The sequence below is a fragment of the Arthrobacter sp. TWP1-1 genome (assembly GCF_049897845.1).
Classification (GTDB): domain Bacteria; phylum Actinomycetota; class Actinomycetes; order Actinomycetales; family Micrococcaceae; genus Specibacter.
Genome location: NZ_JAFCXC010000001.1, coordinates 13,377 through 27,170 on the forward strand (window position 1 = coordinate 13,377; position 13,794 = coordinate 27,170).

Sequence of the window (13,794 nt, forward strand, 5' to 3'; positions counted from 1 at the left end):
AAAAACTCTTGCCAGCCCGGCTCTGAGATCGTCAGTCAAATGGCGGCGGGCCCACAATCACGATCCCGCCGTTGACCCTCCCGGACTCCATAATTCGATCGAAATCGACCACACCGCTGCCCTCGCCATCTAGGGGTACGCTGGCGCCCATGTAGAAACCCTGAGCGTTGCCGGGCGTCTGGAAACACAGCAGGCTGGTGTTCTCGGCCGTGACCTTGAATGCGTGGGGTTGGCCGCGCAGAGCCATGGCCAAACCCCCTGCGCCGACGCGGTGCTCAACGCCGTCGAGGTTCATGAGGATCTCCCCGGAGAGGATGTACAGGGCCTCGTCAGTGTCCGGATGGATGTGCATGGGCGTCACCTTGCCGGATTCCATCTCGTCACGGTAGATCAGCGAAGCGCCGTCGGTCTCTTCGGCCTTGGCCAGCCAAGTATGGACACCGCCCCCATGGAACCACCGCCGCTCACCGTCCCCGGCTTGGCGGATGAATGACTTGGCCTGCTTCTTCGTGTCCATGGGACTCGCCTCTTTGGTGGGCTTATGAGTTTATGGGACTTATGTCTCATAACAAGACTGAGGTATCATAAGCTTCATGTCAAGCCCTTATTTGGAACTCGGACGCAGCGGCCAGAAGCGGCGAACACTCAACGCCCTTGTCGAGGCTGCGCGGAAGATGGTCGCCGCCGGAAAGTCGCCAACGGTCGATGAGGCTGCCGCTGCTGCCGGCGTGGCAAGGAGTACGGCCTACCGCTATTTCCCGGGGCAGCGTGAGCTGTTGGCTGCAGCCCATCCGGAGACGGCGTTGGCGTCCATGCTGCCTGAAAACCCGGGTGAGGATCCTGCTGAGCGGCTCGACGCCGTCGTACACCGATTCACGGGCATGATCGTTGAAACCGAGGACCAGCAACGGACCATGCTCAAGTTATCGCTTGATCCGGTACAGCCCGGAGAGGGTCTTCCGCTGCGTCAGGGTCGGGCCATTCCTTGGATCGCGGAGGCGCTGGAGCCGCTGCGTGGCAGGCTGTCCGACGTCGAAATTCACCGCTTGGTCTTGGCCATCCGTAGCGCCACCGGCATCGAATCCCTCGTCTGGTTGGTGGACATCGGCGGGTTGTCCCGCGAAGAAGCCGTGGCGTCAATGCGCTGGAGTGCCCAAGGCTTGCTTCGCCAAGCGCTGGAAGCCGGCCCGCCACCCTACTGAGGCTGAGGCCTGGAGTGGGCTACTTCTTAGTTTCGTCGTTAGGGTGGTCTTCGCGAAGCTTGGCTTCACGGGCATCGAGCTCGGCCTTGAGCTTGCGGAGCCTTTCGGCTTCAAGTTTCTGGGCCCGGTTGACGGCAAGGTTGCGCAGGAACTCGGGATCGTCGTCGGGCGCGGAGGAACGGCTGCCGGACGATGGGACGTGCCGGGTGGGAGCCTGGCCGGAGCGCTGGACCGATGCTGACACGGCGTATTGCGGGCGGCCAAAGAGGAACCATAGGATCACGCCGATGACATTGAGCAGCACAATGATCAACACCCAGGCCGCCTTCGGGAAGGTCCGGACGTCGCTTGCGTTGCTACGGAGGCAATCGATGAGCCCATAGACAAACAGAACAACAACCAAGGTCACAGGAATGATATAACGCATACCTCAGTCTACCGTTGATGAACAAAACGGAGTCGGGTCCAGCTGCTGGGGAGACACCCAGCTTGAGCGGCTAAACTTAGCCCGTGGCTTTCTTCAAATACTCCCTGATCCGTGGCGTGCTGTTCCTGGCGTTCTTCCTCATCGCCTACTTGGCATTGGATTTCCAGCCGTTCACGGCGGCCGTCATTGCTGCCCTGTGCGCCTTTGTGATCAGCTTCCTTTTCCTGCGCAAGCAGCGCGACGGCGCAACCGCGGTGGTTGCCGACCGCTTCGCGCCGAACGCCACCACCACCCAGTCCGCAGCTGCCATGGATGACGCCGACGCCGAAGACGCTCTCATCGACGATAACCCGGACATCTGGATCGACGCAGACCGCAAGTCGGGCACGCCGCAGCTCGGCACTCCCCAGCCCTCTGCCGCACAGCCCAGCACCGAGAAGTCCGAATAACCCCTACAGCGCGGTCAGCACCATGGCCGCCGCAAAGATCACGCTGAACCCGAGGTTGAGCAGGCCGGTCTGTTTCAGTACGGGGATCAAGCTCTTGCGCTGCTTACCCTGGAGCATGAGCCAGCTGGGCATCAGCATGAACGGGATCAGCAGCAGCACCAGCAGAATCCACGGTTTCGCCGGAGCGATGAACAGCATGAGCGCCACGGACAACGCCAGCATCAGCACGTAGCTCAGGCGCGCATTCTTATCGCCCAGCCGCACGGCGAGGGTCCGCTTGCCCACCTCGGTATCGGTGGGAATGTCACGGACGTTGTTGGCCATGAGAAGTGCGACGGCGATGAGTCCCGTTGAGAACGAACCCAACACTGCCGCCGTGCTTAGCTCGCCAGCCTGGGTGAACGTGGTGCCCAGCGTCGCCACGGGGCCGAAGAATACAAAGACGAACACATCGCCTAGGCCCATGTATCCGTAGGGGTTCTTCCCGCCCGTGTAGCCCCACGCTGCAAGAACCGCGCCGGCACCAACCAGCAGGAACCACCAGACCTGCGAGGTGAGCACCAAGCCCAGGCCAGCCAGCATGGCCAGACCAAACATGGTGAACGCCGCCATCTTTACATGGGAGGGTTTGGCCACGCCGCTGCCCACTAAGCGCAACGGGCCAACCCTGACCTCGTCGGTGCCGCGAATGCCATCGGAATAGTCATTGGCGTAATTCACGCCAATCTGCAGCAGCAAGGCAACAAGTGCCGCCAAAATCGCCCGGTCCCAGTGCAGAGCACCAAGGTCGTAGGCTGCGGCGGTACCAATAATCACGGGAGCCACTGCCATGGGCAGGGTCCTCAGACGCGCCCCGGATATCCATTGCCCCACAGTGGCCACAGCGTTACTCCTTTTTATGCAAATAGTTATGCAAATAAAAAAACTGAATGCGGACCCGTAACCGGACCCACAGGGTTAATTGTGCCGCGTCGTGACGCTAGGCCGATTGAGCGGCGCCGGCCAAGGCGGCCAAAATGGCCGTCCTGTCGGGCTTTCCGTTCGCCAGCAGCGGCAGCTCGGAGACGAACACCACAGTCTTGGGCACCAGATGCGGCTCCAAAATGGCTCCGGCACCGGCCAGCAGCTCGGGCAGGCTGCAGGAAGCAACCACCATCGCGGCAACCTGCTGGCCCCATTCCTCGGACGGAACCGGAGCAACAAATGCCTCGCGGACGCCCTGAACCTTGTGCAGACCATCGATCACGGCGGCGGGAGAAACCTTCAGCCCGCCGGTGATGATGACATCGTCCGCCCGGCCCAGCACGCGCAGCCGTCCCTCACTGTCCAACTCACCCAAGTCTCCGGTGGCATAGAAACGTACGGTTTCGCCGTCGTGCTCCTCCTCGAAGAAGGACGTGGCCGTCAGCTCGGCGTTGCCCAGGTATCCGGCAGCAACAACCTCGCCGCCGAGGACGACCTGGCCGTCGCGGATGGCAAGCTGCACGCCGTCGAGCGGGACGCCGTCGTACACGCAACCGCCACAGGTTTCGCTCATGCCGTAAGTGGTGACCACGTTTAGCCCGGCACCGCGCGCGGCCTCAAGCAGCACGGGGTTGATGGGGCCGCCGCCGAGCAGGATCGCGTTGAAGCGGCGCAGGACGGTGAGCGTTTCCGCGCTGGGATTGGTGAGGAGTCGGCTGAGCTGCGTGGGTACCAGCGAGGTGAAGCGCATCTTGTCGGTGAGTTCCAGCGCGGCCTCGGTGAACGCCTCGGGGGTGAATCCGCCGCTCAGGTCCATGGCCCAGGGTCGGGTTCCGGCGAACAAACTGCGCACCAAAACCTGCAACCCTGCCACGTAATTCAGTGGCAGCGCCAAAAGCCATTGCCCCTCGCCACGCAGCGCCATGGCCGTGCCCACCGACGACGCCGCCAGCGCCTCAACGCTCAGCAGTGTGCGCTTGGGTGTGCCGGTGCTCCCGGAGGTAAGCACGACGGCGGCAATCTCGGTTTCGCTTCCGGCCGGCAGCCCCAGCTCGGTCTGCGGGATGAGTTCGAAGCTGCCATCGGGTGCGATTTGGACCGCGGGGCCCTCGCCATGGATCGCGTCGGAGAGTGCCTTGAGCAGGGGTTCAATAGTCATGGGTGCCTATATATAGGGGGATTAGAAGTAGTACGGGAAGGAAGACCAGTCGGGATCGCGCTTTTCCAAGAACGCTTCCTTGCCCTCCACAGCCTCGTCGGTCATGTAGGCCAGACGGGTGGCCTCGCCGGCAAAGACCTGCTGGCCGGCTAGTCCGTCGTCGGCCAGGTTGAAGGCGAACTTGAGCATGCGGATGGCCTGCGGGGACTGGCGGGCAATGTCGGCCGCGTATTCCAGCGCCGTGTTTTCCAGGTCCTCATGGGCCACGGCCTCGTTGACGGCGCCCATGCGGACCATGTCATCGGCCGAGTATTCGCGGGCCAGGAAGAAGATTGCGCGGGCCGATTTCTGGCCGATCTGGCGGGCCAGCAGGGCGGAACCATATCCGGCGTCGAAGCTTCCAACCGTGGCGTCTGTCTGCTTGAACTTGCCGTGCTCGCGCGAGGCGATGGTCAGATCCGATACGACGTGCAGCGAATGTCCACCACCGGCAGCCCAACCATTGACGACGGCGATGACCACCTTGGGCATCGTGCGCATGAGGCGCTGGACTTCAAGAATGTGGAGGCGGCCAGCGCGGGCCGGGTCAATGGTTTCCTTCGTCTCGCCCTCTGCGTAGCGGTAGCCGTCGCGGCCGCGGATGCGCTGATCGCCACCCGAACAGAAGGAGTGGCCACCGTCCTTGGGGGAGGGGCCGTTGCCAGTCAACAGAACGGTAGCGACATCCGGAGTCATCCGGGCGTGGTCCATGGCGCGGTACAGCTCATCGACGGTGCCGGGGCGGAACGCATTGCGAACCTCCGGGCGGTCGAAGGCGATACGGACCGTGGGGAGATCCCTGACGATTTCACCATTGGCATCGCGTTCCACCTGGCGGTGGTACGTCATGTCGGTGAAGTCGAAGCCCTCCACCACGCGCCAGCGGGTGGGGTCGAAGATGTCTGATACCTGCTCGGGAAGATTCGTTGCGCTCACGCTAACGATCTTAGCTGGCGGGCGTGCGGCCCGCGTGCTGTGGGTCTCAGCTGATACAGAATTCGTTGCCTTCGGGATCTGCCATAGTGAACCACGCGTGGGGTCCCTGGCTCGCTTCCCACAGGAAAGTGGCGCCACGTGCTTCCAACTTTTCCCGGACGGTAGCCTTGTCATCACCGCCGAGGCGTACATCCCAGTGGATCCGGTTCTTGCCCGCCTTATTGTCCTCGCTGCGCTGGAACAGGATTCTGGGCTGATCCTGTGTGGCATCTGCTCCGGCCGTGATGGCCTGGCCGTCTTTCCAAACCAAGACGCCGTTATGGACCAGGGTTTGGTCTTCCGTGGCGAAACCCTTGGTAACCATGGAACGGATAAAGTCTTCGTCCGATGGTTCCGGCGACCAACCCATGGTCTCCGCCCACCAATCGGCAAGAACGTGCGGGTTGTGGCAGTCAACAACAATTTGTAATGAATAGGCCATGGATAGAGTCTGCCGCTGATGGTTCGGGGCGTCCAGCACTTATTCATATGCGCCCAGCTCGAGACGAGTTCGGCGTAGAAACACGTATGCGCACAACTCGAGACGAGTCGTGCGCATACGTTCAGGCAGGGTTTATGAGTTACGCCAGGACGCGCAGCTTGGAGCTGCTGCGCCCGAACAATGCGTTGTCCAGGGAGAATTTTCCGGGGCCAGCAAGCGCCAGGGCGAGTGCGGCGGCACCCATGAGGAGAACGAGTTCGTAGCCGCCGGTCTCAACGAAGACACCAGCCGAGGCGTGGACGAGGACGATCGCACCGAGCATGTCCAGCACCAGAAGCGCGGCAACGGGACGGGTGGCAATGCCCAGGATCAGGGCGATGCCGCCGACCAGTTCCAGGGTTGCAACAAGGGGAGCGGTGATTTCCGCGGCCGGGACGCCCATCTGGGCAAAGGCGCCCTGCGTTCCTGCGATGGTCCATTCATTGAACTTCTGCCAGCCGTGGGAGGCGATCAGGAAGCCAAGGACTACGCGGAGAATGGTTCGGGCGGCGGTGTTCAGGGAAAGATTATTCATTGGAATCTCAACGTTTCGTGGGGGTCATGGAAAGGCCTTCAGGAAGAAGCGCCGAGCATCAATTGATTGAAGCTTCAATCAAAGTATCTCAGATATTAAGTTGATGCGTCAACTATTGAATGGTGCATGACGCTTTTGGACGCACTTACAAGCGCCGCGGGGCCGTCAGCTAGTGTTTTTCCATGACTGCAATTGCACCCGTGACCTTGCGTGGAAAGTACGTAACGCTTGAACCCCTGAGCCTTGACCATCATGACGGCTTAGTGGCGGCGGCCTCGGACGGTGAACTGTGGAACCTTTGGTACACGTCGGTTCCCAAGCCTGAAGCGATGCGAGAGGATATTGAGCGTCGGCTAGACGCGCAGGAGGCGGGGACCGAGCTGTCCTTCACGGCGCGACTCAACGATCCCGCGACGGGGGAGCCCGGCCGCGTGATTGGTTTGACCAGTTATTACGCCATCGACATGGAGGTTCCGCGGCTTGCCATCGGCGCCACCTGGAATGCCGCCAGCGCGCACGGCACAGGAACCAACCCGGACAGCAAGAAGCTTCTGCTGGAGTATGCCTTTGATGTGGTGGGTTGTGAAGTAGTGGAATTCCATACGCATTGGATGAACGCTCAGTCACGGGAAGCGATTGCCCGCCTCGGCGCCAAACAGGATGGTGTTCTTCGGGCCCACCGCCGCCTAGCCAATGGCACCCTGCGGGACACCGTGGTGATTTCGATCTTGGCCACCGAATGGCCGCAGGTTCGCAGCGGGCTTGAATACAGGCTGTCGAAGCAACGCTGACCATGCACGCTTCAAATGGAGAAGTTCCGCACTGGGAAGGTGCCGTCAACGCACGCCTGCTCGCGGGGGACATCTACCGGATGGGCCGCAGTGAATGGCTCACCGAGCGCGGCTGGGGCCAGGTCTATGACGACGGCGTTCGGACTGTCATCGATCTACGGAACCCTGCGGAGCGCAAGCGCAGGCCAAGCGACCCGGTGGTGGGCGACGGCGCGTTGGCGAGGTTCGCCGTCGTGCATTCACCGACGGAAGATCCGGGCGATCCCCGTTACCAGGAACTCTTCCAGCCGTACATGAACCATCCGCGGCTATATGCGGACATGGTTGAGCTGTTTCCGGGGCGGGTTGCCGGGGTATTCAAGGAGCTGGCGGCGGCTCGGGGCAAGGTGGTCGTCCACTGTTCGGCCGGGCGTGACCGGACCGGGTTGATCGCCACGTTGCTGCTGTCGCTGCTGGGGCAGGCCGAGCGGGCCGCGGCGGAGGACGCGTTGGCTGCGCGCGGCATCAATGACTGGCACCTGGTGGCGCCCGTGAAGCATCCCTATGAACGCCACCTGGACCGGGCCGAGTTGGCTGACATTCTTCAGGGCAGGGGCGACGCTGTGGAGGAATTTGTGGGCGGGATGGATGTCAGGGCATTCCTGCTGGCCAACGGTGTGAGTGATGTGGAGATTGATGCTGTTATTGCGAGAAGTCGAACTTTAGGAAGTCACCGCACAACTGATGGGGAGCATACTGGGAGAGGGGTCACTTAGGCGCAGGAGGCGGCGGTCATGGCCAAGCTCATCTACACAGCAATCACCTCATTGGACGGCTACATCGAGGACAGCCAGGGGAACTTCGATTGGAGCATGCCAGACGATGAGGTCCACAGTTGCATCAACAATCTTGAACGCGGCATCGGGACCTATCTTCTGGGCCGCAAGCTCTATGACGTCATGAAGGTCTGGGATGAGCTGTATGACCAGCCCGATCATGCCCACGTTGTGCGCGAGTACGCCACGATCTGGCACGCGGTGGACAAGGTGGTGTTTTCGCGTTCCCTGGAGCGGCCCAGCACCAGCAAGACCCGGATCGAGCGGACCTTTGACCCTGACGTCATCCGCAAACTGAAGGCCGAGTCCCGCGAAGATCTCTCGATTGGCGGCGCCAATCTGGCGGCTCAGGCGTTGAAAGCCGGTTTGGTTGAGGAGATCAACTTGTTTGTTTCACCCATCATTGTTGGCGGCGGGAAACGGGCCCTTCCCGACGACTTCTCCACCACGCTGGAACTGGCGGGGGAGCGGCACTTCGACAACGGCGTCGTGTATCTGCGATACGTCGTGAAAAACCCGGCACCATGAATGCCGCCTCAACGCCTAAAGCGCCAGGAGGCCCCACGCAAAATATGCGGAGCACGCGGCGGATCCGGCAATGACCACGGCGAATCCGCTCAGCCACAGCCACGACGGCGCACCCGTTGACCTGGCGAGAATGTACGCATCGGAGCTGGCCAACTGATTGCGGCGGCGTGTGTGGACGGCGGCAACCTTGAAGAAGTCGCGAATAGAGCCGACGCCCAAGGCGATGCCCAAGGCCAGCACCACGTAGCCGACGGTCTCGGCAGTTGCGAACATGACCAGGCATTGGGCGATGGCCGCGCTCACCAGGGCCACCATGATTCCGGTGAAATTGCGCAGGAAAATCAAGGCAAACAGCAGTACCAATGCGCCTACGGAGGCTGCGGCTCCGGCCCACCCCGCGGAGACCGACCATACGAGTGCCAGCCCAACCACGGCCGGTGCCGGGTAGCCCCAGAACCCGGACCAGGTTGCGCTGAAACCACGCCGGCCGCTGCTGACCAGCTGGCCTGAATGGTCCAGCCCGATCTTCAGACCGTGAATGAACCTTCCCGTCATAAGTGCGGCGAACGCATGGCCGAGTTCGTGCACAAACGTCACGTAGAGCCCGAACCAGCGCCACGAAGCGCGTGGAATGCTTAGGGCAACGGCTACCGCCATGATGGCGAGCAAAAAGAGTGGGGAAACGCTCGGTACCTCGGCACGCGTGAAGCCGTTGAGGACAGCCGTCCACCAGTTGGCTGCGGCATTTCCGAGTTCTTCAGCGGCATTGTTCATACCTTGCAGGGTAAACGATGAAACTGGACGGCCGCGTATCCGCTGAGCGTGAAACACGCTGTCCTCGGCCATCGAAACAGGGTTGGCTGGTGACATGGCTAACATCTTGATTCTTGGCGGCACCGCGTGGCTTGGCCGGACGTTGGCTCAGGCAGCGACCGCGGCGGGGCACACCGTGACCTGTCTGGCCCGCGGTGAATCCGGCGATTTCCCGGTGGCGGCATCCGACGTCGTGGTTGACCGTGACCTGCCAAATGCCTATGCCGCGGTGGCCGGGCAGGAATGGGATCTCGTGGTGGAGCTGACCCGAATTCCCGGGCACGCCCATGGTGCCGTCGCCGCTTTGTCGGCGCGGGCCAGGAGCTGGGTTCTGGTGTCTTCCTGCTCCGTTTATGCGGATCATTCAACCCCGGAGGCCGACGAGGATGCCCCGCTGCTTGATCCCATCGGGCTTGACGAGGGGTACACGCCGGAGGTGTACGGCGAGGCGAAATCTGCCTGTGAGTTGGTCGCTTTGGCAGCCCGCGATGGTGCGGCGCTGCTGGTTCGAGCAGGTTTGATTGGCGGGCCAGGGGATCCCACGGGTCGCACCACCTACTGGCCCCTACGTGCGGCCGACGCCCGCGGCCCGGTCTTGACCCCGAGCGATGATGGGCCCCACTATGCGCAGCATGTGCAGATTATCGACGTCCGGGATTTGGCCGCGTTCATCCTCGACGCCGGATTGGCGGGGCGGACCGGCGCCGTCAACGCCGTGGGAGCCGCGCTGCCGCTGCGTGAAGCACTGATCACGGCGCGGGAGGCGGCCAATACCAACCCGCAGCTGGCGGAGTATCCCCTGTCCCGTATCGCGGACGACGGCGTTTCCCCCTGGAGCGGGCCACGGTCCCTGCCGCTGGTGTTGCCCCTCGAAACGAACTACGCCGGTTTTGCGCGCCGTTCCGACGTCCGGGCACTGGCCTGGGGTTTGGCGCGCAGACCGCTGCTGGAGACGTTCCGCGACATTATTGCCGCCGAGGAACCGTGGGACGGAAACCAGCTGGGTGCCGGCTTGAGTGTCCGTGATGAGGCGGAGCTCCTCGCCGGTCCTTGACAACCCCGGCCCACCTCATGCCACACTTAAAACGTTCTGTCCCCTCCGTGAGGAAATCCATTGAAGATTTGGTTCGCTTTCGCCTAATTAGCGCCGCAGCAATTCTCGGCGCCTTCAAAAGCCGAGGAGAACCATGCAGAACACCCATCCCATCTCGCTGTCCCAGTTGGCCTTTTCCTGGCCCGACGGCACCCCAGTCTTCACCGATCTAACGACGGTCTTCGCCGCCGGCCGCACCGGACTAGTTGGCCCCAATGGCACAGGAAAGACGGCGTTGCTGCGTCTGATTGCCGGTGAACTGGCGCCAAACAGCGGCACCTTGGTGACGGCGTCGAACGTTGCCTATCTGCCCCAAAAGCTGACCCTGCGCACGGAACAGAGCGTCACCGAACTGCTAGGTGTCGCCGCCAAACGCAGGGCGCTCGCCGACGTTTTGGCAGGCCGCGAGAAAAATATGAGCGAAAACCTGGACCTCATTGGCAATGACTGGGATCTCGAGGAACGCGCCGTGGCGCTTTTGGCCGGGTACGGACTGCCTGCCGAGGGGCCGGAATTTCTTGACCGAACGCTCGGTACGCTATCCGGTGGCGAGGCCATGATCACCGCGCTGGCCGGGCTGGAACTTGCCGCACGGCCCATCACGCTGCTCGATGAGCCCACCAACAACCTCGGTAGGGCTGCCCGGGAGCGGCTCTACCAAGCGGTCGAGCGGTGGCGCGGCACCTTGGTGGTCGCCACGCATGATCATGCCCTGCTGGAGCGGGTTGACTCGATCACCGAGCTGCGTCCGGTTCGTAACCGGGCGTGGGTGGGGGAGCGCGTGCAGCTGATTCGGCATGGCGGCAATTGGGACAGCTATGCCGCGGAGCTCGATGCCGAACGCGCAACTGCTCAACGTTTGGTGCGTGACGCCGGTGCTCGATTGGTCGCAGAAAAACGCCAGCGCATCGAGGCCGAGACGAAGATTGCCCGCCGCGCGAAGCAGGGCCGAAAGGCTGCCGAATCCATGCCTAAGATTCTGGCCAATGAGCTGCGCAAGCGGGCCCAGGAATCGGCCGGGAAAATGCGTGGAACCATGGGGGACCGTGAATCGGAGGCCGCGGCGGCACTGACAGATGCCCGCGATGCGATCCCCGCGGAGACCCGCATCCGCATCGACCTGCCGGACACCGCGGTTCCCACGGGTAGGACTGTGCTCGACGTGCCAGCAACCGTAGTGGAGCTGGGGGAGATGTACGACGCCGGAACCCGGGTTGCGGACGACTCCCGCCTCACGCTGCGCGGACCCGAGCGGGTCATGCTGACCGGTCCCAACGGCGTGGGCAAAACGACGCTGCTCAATGCCATGGCGTCCGCTGCTGCGGTCCCGGTGGGGTATTTGAGGCAGCGGATTGATGCGGGTTCGGATTCGTGGGAGGGCCTTGACGACTCACTTCCCGTGATCGAGAACGTGCGGGCAGTGGCGCGCGATGCTCCGCTGTCAACGGTTCGTGAGCAACTGGCACGCTTCCACTTCCGCGGGGACCTGGTCAACCAGGCCGTGGGGGAGCTCTCGGGTGGTGAACGCTTCCGAGTTGCGCTGGCCCGGATTCTGTTGGCCAGACCGGCGCCCCAGTTGCTGCTTTTGGATGAGCCCACCAACAATCTGGACCTGGCTTCCACGGAACAGCTGGTCTCAGCCCTCACCGATTACAAGGGTGCGCTCATCGTTTCCAGCCACGATGACGCATTCCTTGAGGCCCTGGCCCCGGAGCGGGAATGGGAACTTCGCAGGAGCAGAGTGCGTAGCCAGTAACGGCTAAGGTGGAGCCTGTGATCGAGCCAACAAACACCACCCGCCGTTTTGAATTGACCCTGCACAAACCCTGGCTGGGCTGGTTTCCCAAGCCCACCGTCGTGGTGGACGGGGTGGCCCAGCCGGCCCAGTGGGGCACCCGCAACTGGAAGGTTCCCGGAGCAGATGCGGCCATTGTCAGCATCTTCCTGTTCAACCGGATGTGGAAGTTCGGAGAAGTGAACTTTACGGTTGAGCCGGGAGCATCCGTGCCGTTGGTCTACTCGGCGCCGTGGCTTCCGTTCCTGCCCGGAAGGCTCCGGACCGCAGTATGAGCACGGGTACACAGCAGCTTTGTTTTATTGGTGACTCCTTTGTTGCCGGCATCGGGGATGAAACCGCCTTGGGCTGGACCGGGCGGCTGATAGCCCGGCAAGCCGCCGCCGGGAACCCTGTCACCGCCTACAATCTGGGCATCCGAGGCAATACGTCGGCTCAGATCGCGGGCAGATTTGATGATGAAATCGGTCTGCGACGATCTCCTGCCAGGCCCACCCGCGTCGTCATTTCAATGGGAGTCAACGACACCACTTACGTCGATGGCGAACCGCGGGTTCCGTTGGTGGAATCGTGTGCAAACCTGGAACGCATGCTGGACGCCATGGCCGGCGATCCCCTTCTGGTGGTGGGCCCGCCGGCAGTATCCGAGGACGCCCAAAATGAGCGGATCCGTGAGCTCTCGGCCCGTTTCCGCGAACTGTGCCGCGAGAGGGGAGTTCCCTACGTTGAGGTCTTTCACGTATTGGAACTCCACCCCGTGTGGCGCAAACAAGTTCTCGAGGGCGACGGCGCACACCCGCGCTCCGAGGGCTACCAAGCGCTCTACGAGTTGGTGGCCCCTACCTGGGATCGGTGGATGGGCCTCTCACCACGCGGCGGCAAGGAGCTCACCCAGGAGGTCCCCGTCGTCGACCTCCAGACCACGCGACGTGAACCAGGCGCACATATTCTTGCAGTCTCGGGCCAGTAGTTCCGCACCCTGCAGATTGCCTGCGAGGTCCACCAGCTGCGGCAGATCGATGATCACCAATCGATCGCCCGCCGCCAGCACGTTATAGGGGGACAGATCGCCGTGCGCGAACCCCATGCGGGCAAAAGCTGCCATCGCGTCAACAAGCTGCTCCCAATAACTTTGCAGCACCTCGGGATTCGGATGAGTGGCCTGCAACCGTGGTGCGGCCGCGCCAGGGTTCAAGGGATCTTCGATGAACTCCATCATGATCTCGGTGCCGCAAATCTGGACGGGGTAAGGCACGGGTATGCCGTTCTCATGCGCCATGCGGAGGTACGTCCATTCGGCGTTGGCCCAGCGGGAGGTCTCCACCTCGCGGCCGTAGTTACTGCCGTTCTTGAGGGCCCGGGCATCACGCGATCGCCGAACGGTGCGCCCCTCCGTGTAGGCACTTGAGCGGTGGAAAAGCCGTTGTTCGGCGGAGCGGTACCGCTTGGCGGCCAACACGGCGCTGCGGGAATCGGTGGCGCGTTCGACGAGGAAGACATCAGCCTCCTTGCCGGTCTTCAGTACGCCGAGATCCGTGTCGATGGCGCCGGCGTCCTCAATGACGAACTCCGGGTAGGGGGTTGGCCCGCGCATGAGCTTTTCCAAGTCGGGCCACGTGGACCAGCGCTGGTTATCGGCCAGGGAATCGTCAAGGACATTCCAGTCTGGCGAATTGCGGGAAGATGTTTCGTAGTGCTGTCGGTCAGCAGAATACTTCATGGGTGAATC

The 13,794-nt window shown here is 62.5% G+C and carries 18 protein-coding genes; 9 read left to right on the top strand and 9 right to left on the bottom strand.

The window, feature by feature from the left end:
- Positions 1-31: 31 nt before the first annotated feature.
- A complete protein-coding gene (locus ACP7B9_RS00080; protein ID WP_425859648.1) occupies positions 32-517 on the bottom strand; it encodes a cupin domain-containing protein in 486 nt (161 codons plus the stop codon).
- A 76-nt stretch (positions 518-593) separates the two neighbouring features.
- On the opposite strand from ACP7B9_RS00080, the gene ACP7B9_RS00085 reads away from it, so the two are divergent.
- Complete coding sequence (locus ACP7B9_RS00085) at positions 594-1,202, top strand: TetR/AcrR family transcriptional regulator (protein ID WP_425859650.1); 609 nt, start codon at positions 594-596, stop codon at positions 1,200-1,202.
- A 19-nt stretch (positions 1,203-1,221) separates the two neighbouring features.
- Here the strand turns inward: ACP7B9_RS00085 and ACP7B9_RS00090 are convergent, their stop codons facing one another.
- Positions 1,222-1,629 (bottom strand): PLD nuclease N-terminal domain-containing protein, encoded by a 408-nt coding sequence (locus ACP7B9_RS00090; protein WP_425859651.1) that lies wholly within the window; start codon positions 1,627-1,629, stop codon positions 1,222-1,224.
- An 83-nt stretch (positions 1,630-1,712) separates the two neighbouring features.
- Between ACP7B9_RS00090 and ACP7B9_RS00095 the strand changes: the two genes are divergently transcribed.
- On the top strand, positions 1,713-2,078 hold the full coding sequence (locus ACP7B9_RS00095) for a DUF4229 domain-containing protein (protein ID WP_425859653.1): 366 nt from the start codon (positions 1,713-1,715) through the stop codon (positions 2,076-2,078).
- Positions 2,079-2,081: 3 nt separating this feature from the next.
- On the opposite strand, the gene ACP7B9_RS00100 is transcribed toward ACP7B9_RS00095, so the two are convergent.
- The 5 genes from ACP7B9_RS00100 to ACP7B9_RS00120 all read right to left on the bottom strand — a co-directional run bounded on the left by ACP7B9_RS00100 (position 2,082) and on the right by ACP7B9_RS00120 (position 6,230).
- The gene (locus ACP7B9_RS00100; RefSeq protein ID WP_425859654.1) at positions 2,082-2,960 is read right to left on the bottom strand and encodes a 1,4-dihydroxy-2-naphthoate polyprenyltransferase; all 879 of its coding nucleotides are present in this window, start codon (positions 2,958-2,960) and stop codon (positions 2,082-2,084) included.
- Between the two features lie 97 nt (positions 2,961-3,057).
- Positions 3,058-4,200: an AMP-binding protein gene (locus ACP7B9_RS00105; protein ID WP_425859656.1), complete on the bottom strand. Its 1,143-nt coding sequence runs from the start codon at positions 4,198-4,200 to the stop codon at positions 3,058-3,060.
- 21 nt (positions 4,201-4,221) lie between these two features.
- Positions 4,222-5,175, bottom strand: coding sequence for a 1,4-dihydroxy-2-naphthoyl-CoA synthase (locus ACP7B9_RS00110; RefSeq protein ID WP_425859658.1), 954 nt, complete (start codon positions 5,173-5,175; stop codon positions 4,222-4,224).
- Positions 5,176-5,221: 46 nt separating this feature from the next.
- Entirely contained in the window at positions 5,222-5,656 is a 435-nt protein-coding gene (locus ACP7B9_RS00115; RefSeq protein WP_425859660.1) for a VOC family protein, read from the bottom strand.
- Between the two features lie 139 nt (positions 5,657-5,795).
- A complete protein-coding gene (locus ACP7B9_RS00120; RefSeq protein WP_425859662.1) occupies positions 5,796-6,230 on the bottom strand; it encodes a DoxX family protein in 435 nt (144 codons plus the stop codon).
- 182 nt (positions 6,231-6,412) lie between these two features.
- Between ACP7B9_RS00120 and ACP7B9_RS00125 the strand changes: the two genes are divergently transcribed.
- From ACP7B9_RS00125 to ACP7B9_RS00135, 3 genes are read left to right on the top strand one after another with little or no spacing between them, the layout of a single operon-like run.
- On the top strand, positions 6,413-7,021 hold the full coding sequence (locus ACP7B9_RS00125) for a GNAT family N-acetyltransferase (protein ID WP_425859664.1): 609 nt from the start codon (positions 6,413-6,415) through the stop codon (positions 7,019-7,021).
- 2 nt (positions 7,022-7,023) lie between these two features.
- The gene (locus ACP7B9_RS00130) at positions 7,024-7,776 is read left to right on the top strand and encodes a tyrosine-protein phosphatase (RefSeq protein WP_425859665.1); all 753 of its coding nucleotides are present in this window, start codon (positions 7,024-7,026) and stop codon (positions 7,774-7,776) included.
- Positions 7,777-7,794: 18 nt separating this feature from the next.
- On the top strand, positions 7,795-8,364 hold the full coding sequence (locus tag ACP7B9_RS00135) for a dihydrofolate reductase family protein (protein ID WP_425859667.1): 570 nt from the start codon (positions 7,795-7,797) through the stop codon (positions 8,362-8,364).
- Positions 8,365-8,379: 15 nt separating this feature from the next.
- Here the strand turns inward: ACP7B9_RS00135 and ACP7B9_RS00140 are convergent, their stop codons facing one another.
- Positions 8,380-9,138, bottom strand: coding sequence for a M50 family metallopeptidase (locus ACP7B9_RS00140; protein WP_425859669.1), 759 nt, complete (start codon positions 9,136-9,138; stop codon positions 8,380-8,382).
- Positions 9,139-9,232: 94 nt separating this feature from the next.
- Between ACP7B9_RS00140 and ACP7B9_RS00145 the strand changes: the two genes are divergently transcribed.
- From ACP7B9_RS00145 to ACP7B9_RS00160, 4 genes are all read left to right on the top strand, one after another.
- Positions 9,233-10,231 (top strand): NAD-dependent epimerase/dehydratase family protein, encoded by a 999-nt coding sequence (locus tag ACP7B9_RS00145; RefSeq protein ID WP_425859671.1) that lies wholly within the window; start codon positions 9,233-9,235, stop codon positions 10,229-10,231.
- Positions 10,232-10,364: 133 nt separating this feature from the next.
- A complete protein-coding gene (locus tag ACP7B9_RS00150; protein ID WP_425859673.1) occupies positions 10,365-12,026 on the top strand; it encodes an ABC-F family ATP-binding cassette domain-containing protein in 1,662 nt (553 codons plus the stop codon).
- 17 nt (positions 12,027-12,043) lie between these two features.
- Complete coding sequence (locus ACP7B9_RS00155) at positions 12,044-12,340, top strand: hypothetical protein (RefSeq protein ID WP_425859675.1); 297 nt, start codon at positions 12,044-12,046, stop codon at positions 12,338-12,340.
- Complete coding sequence (locus ACP7B9_RS00160; protein ID WP_425859677.1) at positions 12,337-13,035, top strand: GDSL-type esterase/lipase family protein; 699 nt, start codon at positions 12,337-12,339, stop codon at positions 13,033-13,035. Before ACP7B9_RS00155 ends, ACP7B9_RS00160 begins: the two co-directional genes overlap by 4 nt.
- Here the strand turns inward: ACP7B9_RS00160 and ACP7B9_RS00165 are convergent.
- On the bottom strand, positions 12,931-13,785 hold the full coding sequence (locus ACP7B9_RS00165) for a serine protein kinase RIO (protein WP_425859678.1): 855 nt from the start codon (positions 13,783-13,785) through the stop codon (positions 12,931-12,933). The genes ACP7B9_RS00160 and ACP7B9_RS00165 overlap by 105 nt on opposite strands.
- Between the last annotated feature and the right edge of the window lie 9 nt (positions 13,786-13,794).